Source organism: Actinoplanes awajinensis subsp. mycoplanecinus (assembly GCF_001509495.1).
GTDB classification, from domain to species: domain Bacteria; phylum Actinomycetota; class Actinomycetes; order Mycobacteriales; family Micromonosporaceae; genus Actinoplanes; species Actinoplanes palleronii.
In genome coordinates, this window is record NZ_LLZH01000071.1 from 14900 (window position 1) to 38548 (window position 23649).

At 72.2% G+C, this 23649-nt stretch carries 18 protein-coding genes; 10 read left to right on the forward strand and 8 right to left on the reverse strand.

The window, feature by feature from the left end:
* Window positions 1-15 precede the first annotated feature (15 nt).
* On the forward strand, window positions 16-666 hold the full coding sequence (locus tag ADL15_RS11215; RefSeq protein WP_067688036.1) for a VOC family protein: 651 nt from the start codon (window positions 16-18) through the stop codon (window positions 664-666).
* An 85-nt stretch (window positions 667-751) separates the two neighbouring features.
* On the opposite strand, the gene aceB is transcribed toward ADL15_RS11215, so the two are convergent.
* Entirely contained in the window at window positions 752-2377 is a 1626-nt protein-coding gene (gene aceB / locus ADL15_RS11220) for a malate synthase A (protein WP_067688039.1), read from the reverse strand.
* Between the two features lie 29 nt (window positions 2378-2406).
* Window positions 2407-3687 carry an isocitrate lyase gene (gene aceA, locus ADL15_RS11225; protein ID WP_067688042.1) on the reverse strand — a complete coding sequence of 427 codons (1281 nt, stop codon included), beginning with the start codon at window positions 3685-3687 and terminating at the stop codon, window positions 2407-2409.
* 128 nt (window positions 3688-3815) lie between these two features.
* On the opposite strand from aceA, the gene ADL15_RS11230 reads away from it, so the two are divergent.
* The 4 genes from ADL15_RS11230 to ADL15_RS11245 all read left to right on the forward strand — a co-directional run bounded on the left by ADL15_RS11230 (window position 3816) and on the right by ADL15_RS11245 (window position 7469).
* A complete protein-coding gene (locus ADL15_RS11230) occupies window positions 3816-5267 on the forward strand; it encodes an XRE family transcriptional regulator (protein WP_083971141.1) in 1452 nt (483 codons plus the stop codon).
* Between the two features lie 276 nt (window positions 5268-5543).
* Window positions 5544-6308 (forward strand): lytic polysaccharide monooxygenase, encoded by a 765-nt coding sequence (locus ADL15_RS11235; RefSeq protein ID WP_067688048.1) that lies wholly within the window; start codon window positions 5544-5546, stop codon window positions 6306-6308.
* A gap of 3 nt (window positions 6309-6311) precedes the next feature.
* Entirely contained in the window at window positions 6312-6890 is a 579-nt protein-coding gene (locus tag ADL15_RS11240; protein WP_067688051.1) for a DUF305 domain-containing protein, read from the forward strand.
* A gap of 21 nt (window positions 6891-6911) precedes the next feature.
* Window positions 6912-7469, forward strand: a complete 558-nt coding sequence (locus ADL15_RS11245; protein ID WP_067688054.1) for a GNAT family N-acetyltransferase — start codon at window positions 6912-6914, stop codon at window positions 7467-7469.
* Here the strand turns inward: ADL15_RS11245 and ADL15_RS11250 are convergent.
* Window positions 7418-8347 carry a LysR family transcriptional regulator gene (locus ADL15_RS11250; RefSeq protein ID WP_067688057.1) on the reverse strand — a complete coding sequence of 310 codons (930 nt, stop codon included), beginning with the start codon at window positions 8345-8347 and terminating at the stop codon, window positions 7418-7420. The genes ADL15_RS11245 and ADL15_RS11250 overlap by 52 nt on opposite strands.
* 87 nt (window positions 8348-8434) lie before the next feature.
* On the opposite strand from ADL15_RS11250, the gene ADL15_RS11255 reads away from it, so the two are divergent.
* Window positions 8435-9322 carry a DMT family transporter gene (locus ADL15_RS11255; RefSeq protein WP_067688060.1) on the forward strand — a complete coding sequence of 296 codons (888 nt, stop codon included), beginning with the start codon at window positions 8435-8437 and terminating at the stop codon, window positions 9320-9322.
* Window positions 9323-9521: 199 nt separating this feature from the next.
* Entirely contained in the window at window positions 9522-10538 is a 1017-nt protein-coding gene (locus ADL15_RS11260; protein WP_067688300.1) for a sulfotransferase family protein, read from the forward strand.
* A gap of 363 nt (window positions 10539-10901) precedes the next feature.
* Here ADL15_RS11260 and ADL15_RS11265 read toward each other — a convergent pair whose 3' ends face one another.
* Both ADL15_RS11265 and ADL15_RS11270 read right to left on the reverse strand, forming a co-directional pair.
* Window positions 10902-11540, reverse strand: coding sequence for a response regulator (locus ADL15_RS11265; protein ID WP_067688063.1), 639 nt, complete (start codon window positions 11538-11540; stop codon window positions 10902-10904).
* 22 nt (window positions 11541-11562) lie between these two features.
* The gene (locus ADL15_RS11270) at window positions 11563-12696 is read right to left on the reverse strand and encodes a sensor histidine kinase (RefSeq protein WP_083971155.1); all 1134 of its coding nucleotides are present in this window, start codon (window positions 12694-12696) and stop codon (window positions 11563-11565) included.
* A gap of 148 nt (window positions 12697-12844) precedes the next feature.
* Here ADL15_RS11270 and ADL15_RS11275 point away from each other — a divergent pair, with 148 nt between their 5' ends.
* The 3 genes from ADL15_RS11275 (at window position 12845) to ADL15_RS11285 (ending at window position 18508) form a co-directional block, all read left to right on the forward strand.
* Window positions 12845-13612 (forward strand): ABC transporter ATP-binding protein, encoded by a 768-nt coding sequence (locus tag ADL15_RS11275; protein ID WP_067688065.1) that lies wholly within the window; start codon window positions 12845-12847, stop codon window positions 13610-13612.
* Window positions 13609-16128 (forward strand): FtsX-like permease family protein, encoded by a 2520-nt coding sequence (locus tag ADL15_RS11280; RefSeq protein WP_067688068.1) that lies wholly within the window; start codon window positions 13609-13611, stop codon window positions 16126-16128. The genes ADL15_RS11275 and ADL15_RS11280 overlap by 4 nt, the downstream gene beginning before the upstream one ends.
* Window positions 16129-16204: 76 nt before the next feature.
* A complete protein-coding gene (locus ADL15_RS11285; RefSeq protein WP_067688071.1) occupies window positions 16205-18508 on the forward strand; it encodes an N-acetylmuramoyl-L-alanine amidase in 2304 nt (767 codons plus the stop codon).
* Window positions 18509-18512: 4 nt separating this feature from the next.
* Here the strand turns inward: ADL15_RS11285 and ADL15_RS11290 are convergent, their stop codons facing one another.
* The 3 genes from ADL15_RS11290 to ADL15_RS11300 are packed head-to-tail and all read right to left on the reverse strand — an operon-like array spanning window position 18513 to window position 23649.
* Window positions 18513-20507, reverse strand: a complete 1995-nt coding sequence (locus ADL15_RS11290; protein ID WP_067688074.1) for a response regulator — start codon at window positions 20505-20507, stop codon at window positions 18513-18515.
* Window positions 20504-21580: a chemotaxis-specific protein-glutamate methyltransferase CheB gene (cheB, locus tag ADL15_RS11295; protein WP_067688077.1), complete on the reverse strand. Its 1077-nt coding sequence runs from the start codon at window positions 21578-21580 to the stop codon at window positions 20504-20506. The genes ADL15_RS11290 and cheB overlap by 4 nt, the downstream gene beginning before the upstream one ends.
* The gene (locus tag ADL15_RS11300) at window positions 21577-23649 is read right to left on the reverse strand and encodes a hybrid sensor histidine kinase/response regulator (RefSeq protein WP_067688080.1); all 2073 of its coding nucleotides are present in this window, start codon (window positions 23647-23649) and stop codon (window positions 21577-21579) included. Before ADL15_RS11300 ends, cheB begins: the two co-directional genes overlap by 4 nt.

Sequence of the window (23649 nt, forward strand, 5' to 3'; positions counted from 1 at the left end):
CGGGAGCATGGACGGATGACGAAGCTGAGTGGGCGGGAGATCGCCGAGCGGGCCCCGGACGGCTGGGTCTTCCTACTGGGCGGGTTGCAGACGCGGCTGCGGACCGGTGACTTCGCGACCGGGCTGGCGCTGGTCACCGCGATCGGCGCGGCCGCCGAGGCGATGGATCACCACCCCGACCTCGACCTGCGGTACGGCCACGTCGACGTCCGCACCTGGAGTCACGACGTGGGGGCGGTGACCGTACGGGATCTGCGCCTCGCCCGTACCATCTCGGATCTGGCGAAAGAAGCCGGAGTGGCAGCGGACCGCACCGGGATCGCCCGCCTGGAGATGGGTCTGGACACACCGGCGGCCGCCGGGATCATCGGGTTCTGGGCGGCCGTGCTCGGTACGGCGCACCGGGACCACGACCGGGCCGACGAGGTGCGCGACCCGGCCGGGCTGGTGCCGGCGATCTGGTTCCAGCAGTCCGGGAGCGAGGAGCCGCGGCAGCGCTGGCACCCGGACCTGTGGGTCGACCCGGCCGAGGTGCAGCCGCGGATCGACGCGGCGCTCGCAGCCGGCGGAACCCTGGTCAGTGACGCGGAGGCGCCGAGTTTCTGGGTGCTCGCCGACCCGGAGGGCAACCGGGTCTGCCTGTGCACCTGGCAGGGACGCGAGTGAGCCGGCGCCCCTGAGGAGGACGCCGGCTCGGTGTGTTGCGGTGAAGCGGGGCAGGTCGGAGGGCTGCCCCGCTTCACCTCACCGCTCAGGCCGCGACAGTGGCCTGAGCGACGACCGGGGTGACCGATCCCGCCGACAGGTGCCGTAGGTATGCCGGCAGGGTCAGGAACTCCGGGCACGTTCTCTCGGTGAGCAGCACCGTGAGCAGCGTCCGGGCCTGGCCGAAGAGCCGGGCGGCGTCCTCGTCCAGGGCGCCGGTCTCGCTGAGCACGGTCAGCTCCTCCCGCAACATCCGGGTGACCAGGGCGGCCGTGACCGGCACGCCGTAGTCGGTGGGGGTGCCCGTCGAGATCCACTGCCAGAGCTGCGCGCGGCAGATCTCGGCGGTGGCGGCGTCCTCCATCAGGCCGCCGAGCGCGACCGCGCCGCGCCCGTCCAGCCAGGAGGCGATGTAGCGGAGCGCGACGCTGACGTTGGTCCGCAGCGCCACCTCGCTCACCGTCACGCCGATCGACTTGATGTCGAGCAGCTCGGCCGCGCCGACCTTCACGTCGTCGCGCTTGCGCACGATCTGGTGCGGCTCGGCGCCGAGCCACTGGTCGAACACCTCACGGCACGTCTCGACCAGGCCCGGGTGCGCCACCCAGGAACCGTCGAAGCCGTCGCCGACCTCACGACGCTTGTCCTGGCGCACCTGGTTGAGGGCCCGCTTCGCGGCGACCGGGTCCCGGCTGGGCACGACCGCGGCCATCCCGCCGATCGCGTGGGCGCCGCGCCGGTGGCACGTCTTGACCAGCAGCTCGGTGTAGGCCCGCATGAACGGCGCGGTCATGGTGACCTGGGACCGCTCGGGCAGGACCACGTCCGGCCGGTTCTTGATCATGCTGAACAGGTAGTCCCAGCGGCCGGCGTTGAGACCCGCCGAGTGCTCGCGCAGCTCGTACAGGATCTCGTCCATCTCGAACGCCGCGTTGATCGTCTCGATCAGGACGGTGGCCCGGATCGTGCCGCGCGGAATGCCGAGCAGGTCCTGGGCGAAGACGAAGACGTCGTTCCAGAGGCGGGCCTCCAGGTGCGACTCCAGCTTCGGCAGGTAGAAGTACGGCCCGCTGCCCCGGTCGATCTGCTTCTGCCCGCAGTGGAACAGGTACAGGCCGAAGTCGAACAGCGACGCGGAGACCGCGCGGCCGCCGATCCGCAGGTGACACTCCGGCAGGTGCCAGCCGCGCGGCCGGACCATGATCGTCGGCAGGTGCGCGCCGACCTGGTAGAGCCGGCCGTCCGGCGCGGTGTAGCTGAGCTGGGAGTCCAGCGCGTCCTTCAGGTTGACCTGGCCGAGGATGACGTTCTCCCAGGTGGGGGACGTCGAGTCCTCGAAGTCGGCCATCCAGACCTTGGCGCCGGAGTTGAGCGCGTTGATGGTCATCTTGCGCTCGGGCGGCCCGGTGATCTCGACGCGCCGGTCGCGCAGGTCGGCGGCCGGCGCCGCGACCTGCCAGGACGTGTCGTCCCGGATGTGCTGAGTCGAGGGCAGGAAGTCCAGGTCGGTGGTGCGGGTGGCCCGGCGGCGCCGGCGGCGCTCCAGCAGCTGCACCCGGCGTGCGCCGAACTCGCGGTCCAGCGCCACCACGAACGCGATCGCCTCGGGGGTCAGAATCTCGGAGTATCGGTCTGCGGTGGTTCCGGTGATGGTGATTTCTTCGGCACCCATGATCAGATCTCCCTGCCCTACTCGTTAGATCAGAACTGTTCGGCCTCGGTGGAACCGGACAGGGCGGTGGTGGACGACTCGGGGTTCAGGGCGGTGGAGACGGCGTCGAAGTAGCCGGTGCCGACCTCGGCCTGGTGCTTGGTCGCGGTGTAGCCGTCGGACTCGGCCGCGAACTCGGCCTCCTGCAGCTTCACGTACGCGGTCATGCCGGTCTGGGCGTAACCGCGGGCCAGCTCGTACATCGAGTGGTTCAGCGCGTGGAAGCCGGCCAGCGTGACGAACTGGAACTTGTAGCCCATCGCGCCGAGCTCCTTCTGGAAGCGCGCGATGGTGTCGTCGTCCAGGTTCTTCTTCCAGTTGAACGACGGCGAGCAGTTGTACGAGAGCAGCTTGCCCGGGTGCTTGGCGTGCACGGCCTCGGCGAACTTGCGGGCGAAGTCGAGGTCCGGCTTCCCGGTCTCGACCCACAGCATGTCGGCGTAGTCGGCGTAGGCCACCCCGCGGGCGATCGCGGCGTCGTCGCCCGGGTTGACCCGGAAGAAGCCCTCGGCGGTGCGCTCACCGGTCAGGAACGGCTGGTCGCGCTCGTCCACGTCGGTGGTGAGCAGGTCCGCCGCGAGGGCGTCGGTGCGGGCGATGACCAGCGTCGGCACGCCGGCCACGTCGGCCGCGAGCCGGGCCGCGTTGAGCGTGCGGATGTGCTGCTGGGTCGGGATGAGCACCTTGCCGCCCAGGTGGCCGCACTTCTTCTCGCTGGCCAGCTGGTCCTCCCAGTGCACACCCGCGGCGCCGGCCGCGATCATGCCCTTCATCAGCTCGAACGCGTTGAGCGGCCCTCCGAAGCCGGCCTCCGCGTCGGCGACGATCGGGGCGAACCAGTCACGCTCGTACTTGCCGTTCGAGGTGTCGATCTGGTCGGCGCGGATCAGCGCGTTGTTGATCCGGCGGACCACCGCGGGCACCGAGTTCGCCGGGTAGAGCGACTGGTCCGGGTAGGTGTGGCCGGACAGGTTCGCGTCCGCCGCGACCTGCCAGCCGGACAGGTAGATCGCCTTCAGGCCGGCGCGCACCATCTGGGTCGCCTGGCCGCCGCTCAGTGCGCCGAGCGCGTTGATGTAGTCCTCGGTGTTGAGCAGCTCCCAGAGCTTCTCGGCGCCCCGCTCGGCGAGCGTGTGCCGCTCCTGGAGGGTTCCCCGCAGCTTCACGACGTCCTGCGCGGTGTAGTCGCGCTTCACGCCGGCCCATCGGGGGTCGCTGGCCCATGCCTGTGTGAGGTCCGCTGCGGTACCGCCGCCGGCAAAGTCAGTCATTGGAAAATCCCTTTCGTGCCCTGTCGCGTTCTTCCTCGTGGAAGAACTTCACTCTCAGGGATCGCACCAGCCCCTCAGAAGGGTTTTGTGAGAAGAAGAAACGCGGAAATTCCGTTAAGGTGAAACACGTGACCGCTTCACCTTCACCTGACTCCTCCGTCGACCTGGTGACCCTGGGCCAGCGTCTCCGGCACCTGCGACGCACCCGGGGCATGACCCTCGACCAGCTCAGTGAGGCGGTGGGCCGCGCGCCGTCGCAGCTCTCGCTGATCGAGAACGGGAAACGGGAGCCGAAACTCTCCGTCCTGCAGGCGATCGCCGCGGCACTGGGCGTACCCATGCAGGATCTTCTGCGACCGGAGGCGCCGAGCCGGCGCGCGGGCCTGGAGATCGAATTGACCCACCTGCAGAAGAACGCCGCTTATGCCGCGCTCGGCCTGCCGGTGGTGAAGGGCGGCCGGCGGCTGCCGCCGGACGCCCTGGAGTCGCTGATCGGCCTGCACCGCGAGCTCAACCGGGTGCTCACCGAGCAGAGCGCCACCCCGGAGGTCGCCCGCCGCGCCAACGCGCAGCTGCGGGTGGAGATGCGGCAGCGCAACAACTACTTCGCCGAGATCGAGAAAGCCGCCAACAAGATCCTTCTTTCGGTACGGCACACCACCGGGCCGCTCTCCCAGCGCGGGATCCTGGACGTCGCCGCGCAGGTCGGGTTCTCCCTGCACTACGTGAACGACCTGCCCAGCTCGACCCGGTCGGTGACCGACCTGAAGAACCGCCGCATCTATCTGCCGCAGGTGGCGAGCGGGAAGGGCCACGACCCGCGGGGGGTGGTGCTGCAGACGCTCGGGCACTTCGTGCTGGGGCACAACGACCCGGCCGACTACGGCGACTTCCTGCGCCAGCGGGTCGAGGTCAACTACTTCGCGGCGGCGCTGCTGATGCCGGAGAAGTTCGCGGTCGACTTCCTCACCGAGGCGAAGGCCGACCGGGCCCTGGCGATCGACGACTTCCGCGACGCGTTCGGGGTGTCCTACGAGACCGCGGCCCACCGGTTCACCAACCTGGCCACCCAGCACTTCGGGATCCCGGTGCACTTCGCGCGGGTGCACGAGAGCGGGATCGTCTACAAGGCGTACGAGAACGACAACGTGCGCTTCCCGTCCGACGTGACCGGGGCGATCGAGGGCCAGCCGGTGTGCCGCAAGTGGGCGTCCCGGACGGTGTTCGAGGCCGAGGACCCGTATTCGTCGTTCTACCAGTTCACCGACACCACGGCCGGGACGTACTGGTGCACGGTGCACGTGGAGTCGACCCGGTCCGGCGAGTTCTCGGTGACGGTGGGGACGCCGTACGAGCACGCGCGGTGGTTCCGGGGTGGGGACACGGCCTCGCGTACCGTCTCGAACTGCCCGGACCCGGACTGCTGCCGGCGCCCGCCGAGCGACCTGGTGAGCCGGTGGTCCGGCAACGCGTGGCCCAGCGCCCGGGTGCACTCGCACCTGCTGGCCGCGCTGCCCCCGGGCACGTTCCCGGGTGTCGACAACCGCGACGTCTACGACTTCCTCGAGCGCCGCGCCTGACCGCCGGCGGGCTTGCGGGAGGCGCGTTGCGGCCGTGCCGATGGGCGGTGTCGCGCTCGCCTCACGGGCGGGACTCGGCTCGTGGCCTACGGACGCGCGCCCGGTATGCGTACCGGAAAATGACGGTCCGAAGTGGTGTCGGCCGGGACCTGGAAGGCGGTTGAGGGATCGGCGTGTGCGGATACCCTAAAGAATCCTTAACACTGTTTACTGTTAAGCGGACTTAATTTACGTTGGTGAACACGTCGTCCCTCACTCTCACCCGAGGAGTACCTGATGAGACGCCGATTCACCCTGCCAGTCCTGACCGTCGGCGCGGTCGCCGGTTCGCTGTTCGTGGCCGCTACCCCGGCGTTCGCGCACGGCTACATCTCCTCCCCGCCCAGCCGTCAGGCCAACTGCGCCAGCGGCGCGGTCTCCGGCTGCGGCGACATCGTCTACGAGCCGCAGAGCGTCGAGGCGCCGAAGGGTTCGACGCAGTGCAACGGCGGCGGCAGCCGTTTCACCGTGCTGAACGACAACGGCAAGAGCTGGCCGGCCGCGACGGTCGGTCAGTCGGTCACCTTCAACTGGGTGCTCACCGCCCGGCACTCGACCTCGACCTGGGAATACTTCATCGGCAACACCCAGCTGGCGTCGTTCAACGACGGCGGCGCGCAGCCCGGGGCGACCAAGTCGCACACGGTCAGCATGAAGGGCTTCACCGGCCGGCAGACCGTGCTGGCCCGGTGGAACATCGCCGACACGGTGAACGCGTTCTACTCCTGTGTGGACGTGAACATCGGCGGCGGCGGGTCGACCCCGACACCCACCCCGACGGTGAGCCCCACGGTGAGCCCCACCCCGACGCCGACCCCGACGGTGACGGCGAGCCCCACGCCGACGCCGACCTCGGGCACCACCACCTGGGCGGCGGGGGTCGCCTACAAGGTGGGCGACAAGGTCACCTACGCCGGTAAGTCGTACCAGTGCCGGCAGCAGCACACCGCGCTCAACGGCTGGGAGCCGCCGAACGTCCCGGCCCTGTGGACCGCGCTGTAAGCGATGTCCGCGACGAAGAGGAAACCGAGCGGCCCGGTTCGCCGGGCCGCCTCGGCCGTGATCATCCTGTTGATGACCGGATGCGGCAGCCCGGAGAGCCCGCCGGCGACGCCGATCAACGACGTCGACGTGATGTTCCTCCAGATGGGTCTGGCGCAGATCGCCGAGGGCGACAAGATCCTCACCCTGGCGGAGCGGCGCGCCGCGAACCCCGCACTCCGCACGATCGCCACCGAGCTGCGCGGCCAGTGGCACAGCGAGAGCGGCACCATGGAACGCTGGCTGCTGGGCTGGTCGAAACCGGTCACTGTCGATCCGTCGGCCGAGACCCACGCCGGTCACGGCGACCTGCACGCGCTGCGGGACGCGGACTTCGATGAGCTGGCCGCGGCGCAGGGCGCCGGCTTCGACCGGACGGCGGTGAGCCTGCTGCTCGGCACCCTGCACAACGGCATGGAGACCCTGCTGATGGAGTCGTCGGGCGGCGCCTACCCACCGGCGAAGGACCTGGCCACCCGGATGACCGTCACCCGGCAGGCCCAGATCCAGCGGCTGCTGAAAATCGCTGCCGCCGGAGGCTGACCGGGCGGTACGGTCCCCGGCATGCCTGAGTTGATCGTGCCCACCGCCCGGCTGCGGGACAGCTGGCTGGAGTCCCGCGACGAGTTCGGAAGGGACACCCACCAGGACGGCACCGGCCTGCGCCTCGGCCCCGACCCGGACACCCCGGCCGGGTTCGCCGCGTGGGTGGACGGCCTGCTCGCCCTGGCGGATCCGGCCCGGCCGGTGCCGGAGGGGTGGGTGCACTGCACGTTCCGCTGGATCGTCGAGGGGGACCGCTACCTCGGGGCGATCGCGCTGCGGCACGAGCTGAACGACTTCCTGCTGGACGCGGGCGGGCACATCGGTTACAGCGTCCGTCCGTCGGCCCGCCGCCGGGGCCTGGCCTCGTGGGCGCTGGGCGAGATGCTCGTCGAGGCGCGGAACCGGGGCCTGGACCGCGTGCTGATCACCTGCAACGTGGCGAACGTGGCGTCGGCGCGGACCATCGAGGGCGGCGGCGGGGTCCTCGAGGACATCCGGGAGACCGAGATCGGCACGATCAAGCGTTACTGGGTACGGGTCAGCGCGTTCTCCGGCAGCGAGCCCAGCGCCTCCTGAAGCGCGCGCACCAGGGCGACCGCGAGCGGGGCCGGACGCCGTCGGGGCAGCGCCACCCCGACGTACCGGCACGGGCCGGGCCCGGCCAGGGGCACCGCGACCAGGCCGGCCGGGTCGGTGGTCAGCGCGACCTCCGGGATCATGCTGACGCCCACCCCGGCCCGCACCAGCGACTGCGCGAACTGGTAGTCCGTGCCCCGGCAGGCGACCCGCACCTCGAAACCGCCGAGGGCCGCGTAGTGGTCGAGCAGGTCGCTCTGCCCGACGCAGCCCTGCACCCAGCGCTCGGCGGCCAGGTCGGCGAGGGCCAGCTCGGACCGCCCGGCGAGCGGGTGACCGGCCGGCAGCACGATCCACATCGGGTCCTCGAGCACCGGGGTCCAGGACAGCCCGGACCGGTCCCCGTCGGCGATCGGCGGCGGGCCGTTGAAGTGGTACGCCAGCGCCAGATCGGCGGCACCCGAGCGGAGCAGCGGCAGACTGTCCTCCGGCTCGCTCTCGATCACGGTCAGCTCGACGGCCGGGTGCGCCGCGGTGAACCGGGTCAGCGCGGCCGGCAACAACCGCTGCCCGCCGCTGGTGAACGTGGCCACGGTGAGCCGCTCGACGCGCACGCTGGCCAGCCGGTCGATCTCGCGCTGCGCGGTGAGCAGCTCGGCGGTGATCGCCTCGGCGGCGTCGATCAGGACCAGGCCGGCCTGGGTCAGCTCGACCCCGCGGGTGCTGCGCCGCACCACCGGGGTGCCGAGGGTGCGTTCCAGCGCGCTGATCTGCTGGGACACCGCGGACGGGGTGAGCCGCAGCTCGGCGGCGGCGCGGTTGAAGCTGCCCTGCCGGGCGACCTCGGCGAGGACCTGGAGCCGCCGGGAATCGATCATCAGCTTGATCCTCTATTAAGAAACGCTTACGACGGCATCAGCAGGTCAGCACTACCGCTTACTACCGTACGCGGGAAGTCTGAGGGGGTGAATCGACGTGCCTGGCTCCTCTTCGTTCTTGTCTCGGTGTTGTGGGGCATCCCGTACTTCCTGATCAAGGTGGCCCTCGTCGACCTGTCGCCGATGGTCGTCGTCGCCGGGCGCTGTGCCATCGCCGCCGCGGTGCTGCTGCCGATCGCCGCGCTGCGCGGTTCCCTGGACACGCTCCGGGGCCGGCTGCGGACGGTGCTGGCGCTCGCCGCGGTGCACGTGATCGGGCCGTTCCTGCTGATCGCGTACGGCGAGACGCACATCAGCTCATCGCTGACCGGCATCCTGATCGCGATCGAGCCGGTGGTCATCGCGCTGCTGATGTCGCGCTCCGAGCCGATCACCGGGCTGCGGACGGTAGGCCTGGTCACCGGGTTCGCCGGGGTGGTGGTGCTGGTCGGGCTGGACGTGTCCGGCGACCGCTGGGGGCTGCTCGGCGCGGCCATGGTGCTGCTCGCGGCGCTCAGTTACGCGTTCGCCACCAAGCTGGTCCAGCAGCATCTCGCGGACGTCCCGCCGGACGCGCTGACCGCCGGCACCACCACGATCAGCACCCTGGTGCTGGTCCCGTTCGCGCTGTTCCGGCTGCCGCCCGTGCCCGGCGACGTCGGCGTGAACGCCTGGCTGGCGCTGGCCGGGCTCGGCCTGCTCTGCACGGCCCTGGCGATGCTGGCGTTCTACCAGCTGATCGCGCTGGCCGGCTCGAACCGGGCCGGTCTGGTCACCTACGCGAACCCGGTGGTCGCGGCGCTGCTCGGGGTGGCGCTGCTGCACGAGTCGATCGGCGCCGGCACGGTCGCCGGCTTCCTGTTGATCGTGGCCGGCTGCTGGCTGTCCACCCGGCCAGTCCGGACAAATGCTGACATTATGGTGAGTACGGGTTAGTATTTCCGCCCTGATCCGACGATGCCCGGTTCCCCGCACAGTGGGGGAGCCGGGCATCGATGCCGTGCCAGGGGTCTTTCACAGGTTCCGCACAGCACGGGTCGACTGTCGTCACAGGATCATTGCGGAATCTTTGCGAAGTCTTCAAGATCACGGGGTGGGGAGAGGAGCGACATGTTGTTGATGTGCGGTGGCCGGCGTGTCCAGTGACCGGCCGATCTTCGTGGTCGGATGTCCGCGCTCCGGCACCACGATGCTGCAGCTCATGCTGCACGCGCATCCACGGATCGCGCTGCCGCCGGAGACCCGGTTCCTGCTCGAGGCGTACACCGAGCGCAGGACGTTCGGCGACCTGAACGACGCCGCGAACCGCCGGGCGCTCGGCGCGTTCATCAGCGAGTCCCACCAGTTCGAGGACCTGGGCCTAGACCGCGAGCAGGCGGTCGAGGCGGTGGTCGCCGCGCCGCCCACGCTGGGCTCGGCGATCGGCACGGTGTTCAAGATGTACTCGGAACGGTTCGGCAAGCCCCGCTGGGGCGACAAGCGCCCGCTCTACCTGCGGCACCTGCCCGCCGTCCTGCGGCTCTTCCCGGACGCGCAGATCATCAACATCATGCGCGACGGCCGGGACTGCGTGGCCTCCCTCAAGGAGACCCCGTGGAGCGGCAACGAGTTCGACAAGCTGATCGGGTACTGGACCCAGTCCGCCGACGCCTCGCTGCTCGCCACCCGCCGCTACCCGAAGGACGTCTATCACCAGGTCCGCTACGAGGACCTGGTCGCCGACCCGGAACCGCACCTGCGCGGCATCTGCGACTTCCTCGAGGAGGACTTCGACCCGGCGATGACCAAGCCGTCCCAGCTGGCCTCGGTCGCCGTCCCGGAGTACAAGACCTGGCACAAGCTGACCCACCAGGACGTCACCACCGAGCGGGTGCAGAGCTGGCGTTCCCGGCTCACCGAGGACGAGGTGCGCCAGTGCGAGGCCGAGTTCGGCGACCGGCTGACCTACTTCGGCTACCAGCCGTCGACGCCGGTTCCGCGCAGCGCCCGGATGCGGATCGGCGCGCGGCTGATCCGGCACCGGCTGCATCCGGCCCGGGCGGCGGCCCGCCAGATCGTCTCGCAGATGCGCCCGGCCGACCCGGAGCCGTCGGTGGCGGCGCTGCTGACCAGCCGCCAGCGGATCGCCTCAAGATCAAATTCAAGAGCTTGATGTCGTGCGTCCGCTGGGGTGCGGACCGTCGCTCCCGCCGGGACCCCTGCGGGCTCCGCTGGCCGCCGGCGCGTCCATAACGCGAAGCCCTCCGGGGCGACGTCCGTGGGTGGTCCCGGAAACCCCCTGCGTGTGAACTTTCGGTGCGCAGCGCACCGAAAGTCCCCACGCAGCGGCCTCAGCGGCCGTGCGTGTGAAGGTGGGGTGCGGAGCGCACCGAAAGTCCCCACGCAGCGGCCTCGGCGGTCGTGTGTGTGAAGGTGGGGTGCGGAGCGCACCGAAAGTCCCCACGCAGCGGCCTCAGCGGTCGTGCGTGTGAAGGTGGGGTGCGGAGCGCGCCGAAAGTTCACACACGACCGGGGGTCAGCTGACCAGGCGGCGTTCCCAGACCCAGGCGGCGATCTCGACCCGGTTCCGGGTGCCGAGCTTGGCGTGCACGCTGCCCAGGTGGGTCTTCACGGTGCCGACCGAGATGAACAGCTCGGCGGCGATCTCCGCGTTGGTCCGTCCCCGCGCGATCAGCCGCACCACGTCCAGCTCGCGCGGGGAGAGCCCGCCGTCGTCGCCCTGCGGCACCGGGTGCGACAGGTGCTCCAGCAGCCGCACGGTGATCGACGGGCTGATCAGCGCGTCACCGGACATCGCCGCCCGCACCGCCTCGACCAGCAGCGCCGGCCCGGAGTCCTTGAGCAGGAACCCGGCCGCGCCGTTGCGCAGCGCCTGGTGCACGTACTCGTCCAGGTCGAAGGTGGTGACCATGACGACCTTGATCGGGTCGGCCACGCCCGGCCCGGCGAGCAGCCGCAGCGCCTGCAGGCCGTCCATCCGCGGCATCCGGATGTCGAAGAGCGCCACGTCCGGCCGCAGCCGCCGGGCCATCTCGACCGCCTCGACGCCGTCGGCCGCCTCGCCGACCACCTCCATGTCCGGCTGCGCGCCGATGATCATGCCGAATCCGGTCCGGACCAGCGCTTGATCATCAGCGACGAGTACGCGTATCAACGATCACTCCAGGAAGTGGGGCTCACAGGGGGAACACCGCGTCGACGACCCAGCCGCCGTCGACGCCCGGCCCGGACACGATCTGCCCGCCCGCCGCGCGGACCCGCTCGGTCAGGCCGACCAGACCGTACCCCGGCCGGTCGAGGGAGGGGCGTGGCGCCGGGCCGTCGTTCGCCACCCGGATCAGCAGCTGGTCGGTGGCCCGCCGCACCCAGACGTCCACCGCGTTCGCCTGCGGCGCGTGCTGCCGCACGTTGGTCAGCGCCTCCATCACCACCCGGTACGCCGACGTGGACACCTCGACCGGCAGCCCGTACGGGTCGCCCTCCAGGTGCAGCCGGGCCGGCGGGCCACCGGCCGCGGTGAACTGCTCGGCGAGCGGGGCCAGCTCGGGCACCCCGGCGACCGGGGCGAGCGGCGCGTCCGGTTTCGACTCCGGGTCGCGCAGCACACCCACCATCCGGCGCATCGAGGCCATCGTCTCGGTGCCGGCCTGTTCGATCTGTTCGAGGGCGAGCATCACCCGCTGCGGGTCCTGCTCGGCGATGAACCGGGCGCCCTGTGCCTGCACCACGATGCCGGTGACGTGGTGGGCGATGAAGTCGTGCAGGTCGCGGGCGAACTCGGCGCGCTGCTCCGACCGTACCGAATCCAGGGCCCGCTGCCGGTTGCCGGCCATCGTCCGCAAGGCGACGCCGACCCCGATGGCGCAGGCCGCGCCGAGCGCCTGGATCAGGCAGAACGTGGCGTAGATGGCGCTGTCACCGGCCCGCAGCGGCATCACGCTGACCGCCGCACCGGTGATCACCAGCGCGAGCACGGCCGGGCCGGTCCGGACGTGGCGGGTCACCACGGCGAGCACCACCAGCAGCGCGGCCGACTCGGCCAGCCCCCACAGCCCCTCGTACGGGTCGGCGACCCAGATCAGCGCGGTGACGAGCAGCGAGGCGGTGGAGACCACGATCGCGGCGGCCGGCAGCAACCGCGACCCGGGCCGGTAGTGCGGCAGCCAGACCGCGGCGGCCGCCATCGCGAGCAGCACCTGGACGCCGAGGAGCGGGCTCTGTGCCATGCCGGCGCTGACGTCGATCAGGCCGAGCAACGCCATCGCGCCCAGCCCGGCGACCTGCAGAGCGCCTACGAGAATGCGGTTCATCGTCACCCAGAGTAGGTGGCCGGGAGGGGTGGACCATCGGCCGAAAGGCAGATCCGCGGCCGCCGGGACCCTGCCCGCGAGCCGATGTGCGCCCGGACGGGATCGATCAGGATCGTCCCGTCCGGTTCACAGCTTTCTTGGAGCATTCATGCAGACGCATTCCGCACCCCCGACCGGCCGGGACGCCCTGGCGGCGGTCGCGGCCGTCGACCTGGTGAAGGTGTACGGCGCCGGCGACACCGCGGTCCGCGCCCTGGACGGGGTGACGGTCGGCTTCGAGCGCGCCCGGTTCACCGCCATCATGGGCCCGTCCGGGTCCGGCAAGTCCACCCTGATGCACTGCCTGGCCGGGCTGGACACCGCGACCTCCGGTCAGGTGCTGCTCGGCGGCAGCGACCTGACCAAGCAGTCCGACAAGGTGCTCACCAAGGTGCGCCGGGAGCGGATCGGCTTCGTCTTCCAGTCGTTCAACCTGCTCCCGCAGCTCACCGCGGAACGCAACATCACCCTGCCGCTCGACCTCGGCGGCCGCAAGCCGGACGCCGAGCTGCTGGACCGGCTGGTCACCACGCTCGGGCTGGGCGGCCGGCTCGGCCACCTGCCCAGCGAGCTCTCCGGCGGCCAGCAGCAGCGGGTCGCGCTGGCCCGGGCCCTGGTGTCGCGGCCCGAGGTGCTCTTCGCCGACGAGCCGACCGGCAACCTGGACTCCCGGTCCGGCGCCGAGGTGCTCGGCCTGCTGCGCACCTCGGCCCGGGAGCTGGGCCAGACCGTGGTGATGGTGACCCACGACGCCGGCGCGGCCGCGTACGCCGACCGGGTCGTGCTGCTCGCCGACGGGCAGCTGGCCGGCGAGATCCACCAGCCGACCATCGCCTCGGTGACCGACGCCCTGCAGTCGCTGGCGGCCGCCCGGTGAACACGGTCCTGCGTACCCAGCTCGCCGGCGTCTCCCGGCGCCCGGCCCGGATGCTGCTGACCGGCCTGGCCGTCCTGGTCGCCTCGTTCGTCGTCTACGCCACCGTGCTGGCCCAGCAGATCACCGAGCGCAGTGTGCTCGACGGGCTCAGCGGCACCCCGGAGGCCGTCGACCTGGTGGTCCGCGAGGGGACCATCACCACCAAGGACCTCGCCGCGGTCACCGCGGTGCCGGGCGTCTCCCGCACCTCGGCCCTGGCCCAGATCGGCGTCCAGTACGGCGGGCAGTACCTGAACGTCACCGCGGATCCGGGCAGCGGGCCACTCTCGCTGGTCACGGTCACGTCGGGGCGGTACCCGAGCGCGGCCGACGAGATCGCGGTGACCCCGCGGACCGTGCAGCTGCTCGGCCTGAACGTCGGCTCCACCGCCGCGGTCGACCCGGGGAGCGAGACCGGGAAGCCCGGGAAGAAGGTCACCCTCAAGGTGGTCGGTGTGGTCGCGCCGCCGCAGGACTTCGGCTACGACACGTACGCGCCGAGCGCCACCGTCTTCGCGCTCAGCGGTCAGCCGTACATCCAGCAGATCGACATCGACCTGGACGCCGGCGCGGACGGTGACCAGGCACGGACCCGGATCGACCAGATCTTCGCGCCGGTGAAGGCCGACGAGCGCCCGCACGTGGCCACGGGGGCCGACGTACGGCTCGAGGAGGCGCGGTCCTCCGCCGACCAGATCGACCAGGTGTTCGCCGTGGTCGCGATGTTCGTCGCGATCGCCGTCGCGGCGGCCGGCCTGATCGCCGCCAGCACGTTCCGGATCGTCTTCGCCCAGCGGATGCGCCAACTGGCCCTGCTCCGCGCGGTCGGCGCCGGCCGGGGTGCGATGTTCCGCGCGCTGGCCACCGAGGGCGCGCTGACCGGTCTGGTCACCGGCACGGTCGGGGTGCTCGCCGCCCTCGCCGCCGGGCAGCTAGTCCCGCTGGCGCTGCGCGGGCTCGGCTGGAAGGTGCTGTCGCCGGGCGTGCCGGTGCTCCCGGCGCTCGGCACCGTCCTGCTGGCCGTGGTGATGACCGTGCTGTCGGTGCTCGCCCCGGCGGTCTCCGCGTCCCGGGTCGCACCCCTGGAGGCGTTGCGGGCCGCGGCCGGCACCGGCGCGCGGACCGGGATCGGCGCGCTGCGCTGGGTCGCCGGGCTGCTGCCGCTGGCCGCCGCGCTGCTGCTGGCCGGGTACGTCTACACCAACCTGCCCGGCCCGGACGAGCAGAACTACGACGCGCAGACGATGCTGCTGGCCGTGGTCGCCTCCGGCGCGCTGGCGTTCGTCGCCCTGATCGCGCTCGGCCCGGTGCTGGTCCGGCCGGTCCTGGCGGTCTTCGGCTGGCCGCTGCGCCGGCTCGGCCCGGTCGGCCGGCTGGCGATCGGCGGGGTGGGCGGCAGTGCCCGCCGGGCCGCGGCGGTGTCGGTGGTGGTCGCGCTGGGTGTGACGCTGGTGGCCGGTGTGCTGGTCGGCGGCGCCTCGATCCGGGTGCTCGGCGACCGGGAGCTGGCCGCGTCCGCCCCGGCCGACTTCGAGCTGACCGGCGGCCAGGGCAGCACCCTGCCGGCCGGCTTCCTGGACCGGGCGAAGGCCGCGAAGGAGCTGACCCGGGTCACGCCGTACCGGCGGATCGAGGCGAAGATCCCGGACTTCGACGGGGTGCCGGTGACCGATCTGGACATGGCCGCCCTGCCCCGGCTGGTCGATCTGGACTTCCGGACCGGCTCGCTGGCCGACCTCGGCCCGGGCAAGGTGGTGGTCGCCGGCTGGATCTCGGAGACGGCCGGCCTCGGCGTCGGTGACACCGTCCAGGTGGACAACAAGGGCAAGAAGGTCACGCTCACCGTGGCCGCGGTGCTCGGCGACGACGGGCCGCTGCACAGCGGGTTGCTGGTCACCCCGGCCGACCTGACCGCGCTGGGGGCCGGCACCACGTACTCCGGTCTGCTCGCCGACGCGGCGACCGACGGGGACACCGGGCGTACCGAGGGGCTGCGGGCGATGCGCGCGGTCGGTGGCGGGCAGTCCGACTACACCGTGGACGTGCTGGCCGACCAGCGTGACCAGGTCGCCTCGGCGCTGACCGCGCTGCTCGGCATCGCGCTCGGGCTGATCGGCCTGACCGTGCTGATCGCCGTGGTCGGGGTGGGCGCCACCACCGCCCTGTCGGTGGTCGAGCGGGTCCGCGAGTCGGGGCTGCTCCGGGCGATCGGGATGTCCCGCGGCGGCCTGCGCGCCATGCTCACCGCCGAGTCCGCCCTGTACGGCGTGATCGGCGCGGTGCTCGGCCTGCTGCTCGGCGTCCCGTACGCCTGGTTGGCCCTGCAGGCGATCGGCGTGAACGCGCCGCTCGCGGTGCCGGTGTGGCAGCTGGCCGCGGCGTTCCTGATCCTGGTCGGACTGACCGCCCTGGCCGGTGTGCTGCCGGCCCGGCGGGCGGCCCGGGTCAGCCCGGTGACGGCACTGGGCACCGAGTGACAAACCCGGACCCCGCCGCGCGGCGGGGTCCGGTACATTCACCGCCGCAAGATTCTTTGAACATGCGGGGGCGTGGATGAAACGGCGTGCAACGATCGGGATCGGCGCGGCGGTGGCCGTCCTCGCCGCCGGTGGTGGGGTCGCGGTGCTCACCTGGCCGTCCGGGCCCGGTTCCGGTGGCAGCACGGTGGCCGCGGGGGTCACCGTGCTGCCACCCGAACCGAATGCCGAACCGCCACGGATCACGACCGCGCTGCACACCCTCGACGTGGCCTCGCCGGCCGGCGTGCCGCAGCGGGACACCGACCGGTTCAGCCTGCTCGGCGTCACCTGGGCCGACCCGGCCGACAAACCGTCCGGCACCGTCCAGGTCCGCACCCGCGGCGTGGCCACCGGCAGGTGGTCCGGCTGGCAGTCGCTGTCGATCGGCGACACCGCCCCGGACGGCGCGGAGGCCGCCGCACCCGGGCGGCGCGGCGCCACCGATCCGCTCTGGGTGGGCGACTCGGACGGCGTGGCCACCCGGATCCAGGGGCAGGCCGGCGGGCTGCCCGCGGGCCTGCGCCTCGACCTGATCGACCCGGGCCGCGAGCCGGGTGGCAGTGGTGGCGGCATGGTCCTCGAGGAGGACCCGACCGGCGCACCGTCGGCGTCCACGTCGGTCAGCCCGTCCGCGTCGCCGTCGAGCGAGGGAACGCCGAGCGAGAGCCCCTCCACCGGTGTCCCGTCCAGCAGCGCCCCGTCCAGCCTGCCGCCGGCCACCCTGCCCTCGTCGAGTGTGCCGTCGCCCAGCCGGACCACCGCCGCCGCGACCACCGCCACGACCACGCCGCCGGCCACCGCCAGCACCCCGGCACCGGTTCCCACCTCGACCGTCCCGGTCAAGGCGCAGTTCCCGGCGTACGTCTCCCGCAAGCAGTGGAGCGCTGACGAGACGATCGTCGGGCCGGTCAGCGTGGCCCCCGAGGTCAAGGCGCTCTGGGTGCACCACACCGTGCACACCGCGAACAGCAACGACTACAGCTGTGCCGACTCGGCCGCGATCGTGCGCAGCATCCAGATCTACGACGTGAAGAGCAACGGCTGGTCCGATCTGGGCTACAACTACATGCTCGACAAGTGCGGCACCCTCTTCGAGGGCCGCCGGGGCGGCGTGGAGACCCCGGTGGTCGGCGCCCACACGGTGGGCTTCAACACCGGCTACGCGGCGGTCGCGGTGCTCGGCGACTACCGCAGCGCGCCCTCCAACGACGCGATCGAGACGACGATCGCGCAGCTCGCCGCGGCCCGCCTGGGCAAGTACGGCTACAACCCGACGAGCAGCGTCACGGTCGTGGCCGGCGTGACCAACGGCAAGTGGAAGCAGGGTGACAAGGTCACCGTGCCGCGCCTGGCCGGGCACAGCGACATGGACGCCACCCTCTGCCCCGGCGCCAACCTGTACACCCGGCTGCCCGCCATCCGGGCCAAGTCGCAGCTGATGGTGACCGGTTTGACGCTCAAGTCGGTGACCGGCGGCTACGCCGGCGGCGCCTGGTACGTCCGCAACACCGCCACCCTCACCTGGACGATGGCGACCGCCGCGGCCGAGGTGGCCCGCATCGAGGTGCAGGTGGACGGCCGGAAGGTCAGCACGCTGGCCGGCACGGCCCGCAGCGCGAGTCCGGCGATCACGCCCGGCCGGCACACCGTGACCGTGCTGGCCGTGCACACCTCCGGCAGCACCGCCCGGGTCGGTGCCACGGTCTACGGCGACCCGACGGCGCCGACCCTGACCACGCCGGCGGTGAACCTGCGCACCGGCGCCTACAGCACCGCGTCGGTGCCGGTCGCCGTCGGGTTCACCGCGCGCGACAACCTCACGGTCGCCTCGATCACGGTCAGCAAACCGCGGGCGGCCGTGCTGGCCGGCACGGTGAGCGGCTGGGCCACCACCGTCAAGCCGGGCGGCCGGCTGACCTACACGGTCACCGCGCGCGACGTGGCCGGCAACACCCGGACCGCGTCGGCGAACCGGGCCGTGGTCCTGCTCGCCGAGACCAAGGCCAAGAAGACCGGCACCTGGACGAACCGGTCGGCCGCTTCCTACGTGGGTGGCAGAGCGCTGACGGCGAACAAGAAGAACGCCAAGCTGACCTACACCTTCACCGGCCGGTCGGCGGCGCTGCTGTTCGCGCGCGGGCCGAGGACCGGTAAGGCGTACGTCTACCTGGACGGCAAGAAGGTGGCCACCCTCGACACGAAGTCCGGCTCGACGACGTACCGGCAGGCGCTGTGGGTGAAGGCGCTGACCGCCAAGAAGCACACGGTCATGATCGTGGTGGCCGGCACCGGCGGGCGCCCGGCCGTGGTCTCCGACGGCCTGGCGTACGTGAGCTGAGCGCTCACCCGGAGCGGCGCGCGGCGTCGCGTCGCTCCGGTCCCTTGTGCGTCTCGGCCGGTGGCAGGCTGAACCAGAACGTGGCGCCCTGACCCTCCTCGCCCTCGGCCCGGATCTCGCCGCCGTGCCGTTCCACCGCCCGGTGCACGGTGGTCAGCCCGATCCCGGTGCCCGGGAAGTCCCGGGCGTCGTGCAGCCGGGCGAACGGCCGGAACAGCTCGCCGGCCTTGCCCGCCGGGAATCCGGCGCCGTTGTCGCGCACGAAGAAGCCGCCGTTCTCCCGGCCCACCCGGATCACCGGCTTCTCGACCTTGCGGGTGAACTTCACCGCGTTGTTGATCAGGTTCTCCAGGATCACCCGGACCAGGCCCTCGTCGGCGTCCGCGAACAGGCCGTCCTGCACCACGAACTCGACCCGGTGCGCCGGGTCCCGGGCGGCCACCTCGGCACACACCTGGTGGATCGTCTCGGTCAGGTCGAAGGTGCTGCGGCGCAGCTCACCACGGCTGGCCTGGGCCAGGATCAGCAGTGACTCGACCAGGTCGGCCATCCGCAGCGCGGCCGCGTGGATCCGGGTCAGCCGGTGCCGGGTCTGGCCGCCGAGCGGCTCGTCGTCGGACTCCTCCAGCATGTGCTCGGCGAAACTGCTGATCACCTGCAGCGGGCCGCGCAGGTCGTGCGAGACCGAGCCGGAGAACGCCTCCAGCTCCCGGTTGCGCCACTCCAGCTCCTCGACCATCGCGGCCCGGGTCTCGGCCAGCTGGCGGGCCGCCCGTTCCCCGGCGGCGTCCAGCTCACGGCGCATCAGCTCCTCGCGGATCCGGCGCGCCTCGTCGTGCGACTGCTTGCGGCGGATCTGGGCGCGTACGTGCACCCGCAGGCCGTCGGTGATGTCGGCCTGGCGCACGTAGTCGTCCGCGCCGGCCGCCAGGCAGGCGACCATGGCGTCCTCGCCACCGGCCATGATCAGGGGGAGGTCGCCGATCACCGGCACCTCCCGGATCCGCTGGCAGGCGTCCTTGGCCCGGTCCAGGTCGCTGTCGACACCCAGCACGATGCAGTCGGCGGTCTGCTCGGCGAGCAGGTCCAGGGCGTCCTCGACGCCGGTGCAGGCGATCACGTCGTACCCCTCGGCGCGCAGCGCCTCGGCCCAGTCGTCCAGGTCGTCGCGGTCCGGGCTGACGGTCAGCACCTTGCCGGGCCCGTGCAGGCTGCCGATCGCCTCGATCGGGAGCTGCTCGGCGGCCTGCCGCAGCACCGCGGCCAGCTTCGCCAGCACCACCGCCAGGTCCTGCTGCTTGCGGACGAACGCGTCGGCGCCGGCGTCCAGCATCTGCATCTCGGTGGCGTAGTCGTCGGCGGCGGTCATCAGCAGGCACGGGGTGTCGCGCAGGGCCGGGTCGAGCCGGATCCGGCGGATCACGGTGGCGCCGTCGATGCCCGGCATCACCCCGTCGACGATCACCGCGTTCGGGCGGCGGTCGGCGGCCATCCGCAGGCCCTCCTCGCCGCTGTTCGCGGTCAGCACCGCGTACCCCTCCGGTTCGAGCAGCTCGCGCAGCTTCTCCCGGAACGTCATGCTGTCGTCGATGACCAGCACGATCGGTATCCCGTCGGCGGTGCGCACCGGCGCCTCGCCGAGCAGCTGCCGGGTGCGGGCGACCACGTAGCCGACGTCGTACGGCTTGCCGACGTACTCGTCCGCCCCGATCCGCAGCCCGGCCAGCCGGTCGGTGACCTCGCTCTCCACCGAGAGCAGCATCGTCACCACCTCGGCGTGCGCCGGGGAGCCGCGCAGCTCGGTGAGCAGCTCCAGGCCGTCCGCGTCGGGCAGCAGCACGTCCAGCACCGCGGCGTCGAACTGCGCACCGGCGAACGCGTCCCGGGCCTCGGCCCCGGTGGCACACAGGATGGTGACGAAGCCGTCGTCGGAGAACGCGTCGTGCAGGTCCATCCGTACGGTCAGGCTGTCGTCGACGATCAGCACGGTCGGTGTCATCGGCGGTTCGCCGCCGGGTGCAGCTCGGCCAGCCGAGCCGAGATCCGGGCCGGGGGCAGGATGTGCACGGCCGCGCCGAGCAGGGCGGCTTCCCGGGGCATGCCGTAGACCGTGCAGCTCATCTCGTCCTGGGCGAACGTGATCGCGCCCCGGTTGCGCATCGCCAGCAGCCCGGCCGCGCCGTCCCGGCCCATCCCGGTCAGCAGGCAGCCGGCCGCCGCCTGGCCGTACTCGGTGGCCACCGACTCGAAGAGCACGTCGACCGACGGCCGGCAGGAGTGCCGCGGCGGGCCGTCGGAGAGGTGCAGCACATGGTCACGGACGTAGAGGTGCCGGTCCGGCGGGGCGAGCAGGATCTGGTTGGTGAGCGCGCGCACCGGTTCGCCGTCCTGGGCGTACCGGACCCGGCGGCCGGTCTGCCCGGCCAGCCAGTCGGAGAACGCCACCGCGAACTGCTCGCTGGCCGCGATGTGCTGCACGCACAGCACCGGGGTACGGAAGTCGGCCGGCAGCCCCCGGATCAGCTCGGTGAGCGCACCCGGCCCGCCGGTCGACGCGCCGACCGCGACCAGCGACAGCGAGCCCGCCAGGGGACGGGTGGCGGCGGCCACCGCGGGGACGGGCGGCGGCACCGGCGCCGCGTCGACCCGGCCGTCCAGCCGGGCCCGCGGATGGGTGATCACCCGGATCCGGGACACCACCCGCAGGGTACGGCGCAGCCGCGGCGACCAGTCCCCGTCCGACTCGTCGCCGCGCGGCTTCTCCAGCACGTCCACCGCGCCCGCGGCGAGCGCGTTGTACGTGCTGAACAGCTCCCGCCGATCGGCCGAGGACACCACCAGGATCGGGGTGGGGTGCTCGGCCATGATGTGCTCGGTCGCCTGCAGCCCGCTGATCCCGGGCAGCATCATGTCCATCGTGATCACGTCGGGGCGCAGCCGGCCGGTCATCTCGACGGCCTGCTCGCCGGTCGACGCCTCGCCGACCACCTGGATCTCCGGGTCCTCGGCCAGGGCTTCGCGCAGGTGATGGCGCATGGTCAGGGAATCCTCGACGACCAGCACCCGGATCACGCGCGCACCACCAGGCGGCGGATGTGTGCGAGCAGCTCCTCCTGGTCGAACTCGCCCTTGACCACGTAGGCGCTGGCACCGGCCCGCATGCCGCGGTCCCGGTCCTCGGCGCTGGCCCGGGAACTCACCAGGATGGCCGGTACCCCGGCCAGCTCCGGATCGGCGCGGGTGCGTTCGACGAAGGTGAACCCGTCGATGCCGGGCATGTCGATGTCGGTGAGGAACAGGCCGTACTGCCGGGAGCGGGCCTGGTCCAGGCCCTCCTCGCCGGAGGCGGCCAGGTCGACCTGGTACCCGGCCGACTCGAGGATGCTGCGTTCCAGCATCCGGGTGGTCAGCGAGTCGTCGACCACCAGGATCGGCAGCGGGGGAGCGGAGGTCACGGTCGCCGTGCGGTGGCCGCCGCCGTCGCCGCGCAGCATCTCGGCGGCCAGCCCCAGCGGGTCGAGGACCAGCCGGGGGTTACCGTCGGCGTCGACCGAGACGCTGCCGACCACCGCGGTGGACGGGGCCAGGTCCGGCAGCGGGCGGGCGACCAGCGCGTGGGTGCCGCAGAGCCGGTCCACGCCGATCGCCGCGGTGCCCTCGCCGGCGTGCACCAGGACGGCGACGCCCGGCCCGGCCGCGTCCGGCACCGCCCGCCCGGTGTAGAGCGCCTCGACCAGCGGCCGGAACGGCGCCGCGGTGCCCTGGTAGACCAGTTTGCCGGTGGCCGCGGCGGTGGCCGCCTCCATCGCCGACAGCCGTACGCAGGCGCGGACCGCGTCCAGCGGCAGCGACGCCATCGTGCCGCCGGCCTCGACCAGCAGCCCGGTCATGCTCAGCAGCGCGAGCGGCACGACCAGCTCGACGGTGGCGCCGACACCGGGCTTGCTGCGGATCTTCACGTCGCCGTGCAGCTGCGCCGCGGTGTCGCGCAGCACGTCCATCCCGATCGCCCGCCCGGACACCTCGGTCACCGCCGCGGAGGTGCTGATCCCGCCGTGCATCACCAGCTCGAGCACCTCGCTCTCGCCGGCGCCGCCGCCGGTGAGAAGGCCCCGGGCCTGTGCCTTCTGCCGCAACGCGGTCACGTCGAACCCCCGCCCGTCGTCGACGCAGCGGAACGCCGCGAACCGGCCCCGCCGCTCCACCTCGAAGGTCACCGTCCCGTCGGCGGGTTTGCCGGCCGCCACCCGCTCGGCCGGCGGTTCCAGGCCGTGCACCACGGCGTTGCGCACCACGTGCAGGAACGCCGCGTTGATCGGGCCGAGCAGGTGCGAGCCCATCTTCACCTCGGCGCCGTGCGCGACGAACCGCACCCGCTTGTCCTCGCCGTCGGCCGCGTCCCGGACCGCCCGGCGCAGCGCGGTGAAGATGCTGCCGGCCGGCACCAGCCGCAGCGCCTCGGCTTTGGCCCGGACGTCGTCGAGTTCCCGTTCCACCTGGTCGACCGCGTCGATCAGCCGGCGCCCGGCGCTGCCCAGCTCGGCGGCCAGCCGCTGTGCCGAGGTCCGGGTCAGGCTGGTCGAGGCCCGGCCACCGCGCAGCTGATCGAGCAGCGTCTCGGCGGTCCGGTGCAGTGTGTCCAGGGTGTGGCAGCCGGCCCGCAGCGGCGCCATCCGCGAGTTGGTCTCCCCGATCGCGTCCAGCAGCTCGTCCAGGTCCTCGGTGGAGGCCCGGGACGCGACGAACTCCTCCTCGGCGACGTCGGCGGTGCCCTCCGCCACCTCCAGCGGTGTCGCCGTGGCCGGTGCATCCACCGGAGCGGCGGGGTGGGAGAGCGCCGCCACCTGCGCGCTGATCTCGTCGTTGAGCCGCAGCAGCTCGCGCATGTCGGCCACCGCCAGCCCGGCCGGGTCGTCCCGGTACGGGACCAGGATCTCCTCGAACTCGTGCGTCCGGTCGGCGATCTCCTTCTGTTTCACCACCCGGGCGGCGCCCTTGAGGGTGTGCGCCACCCGCAGCAGCTTGGCCACCGGTTCCGGACCGGGCCGCTGGTCCAGGTCGAGCACGCCGGAGCTGATCTGCTCGACCAGTTCCTGCGCCTCGATCCGGAAATAGCGCAGCGGATCCCGGTTCTCCGGCAT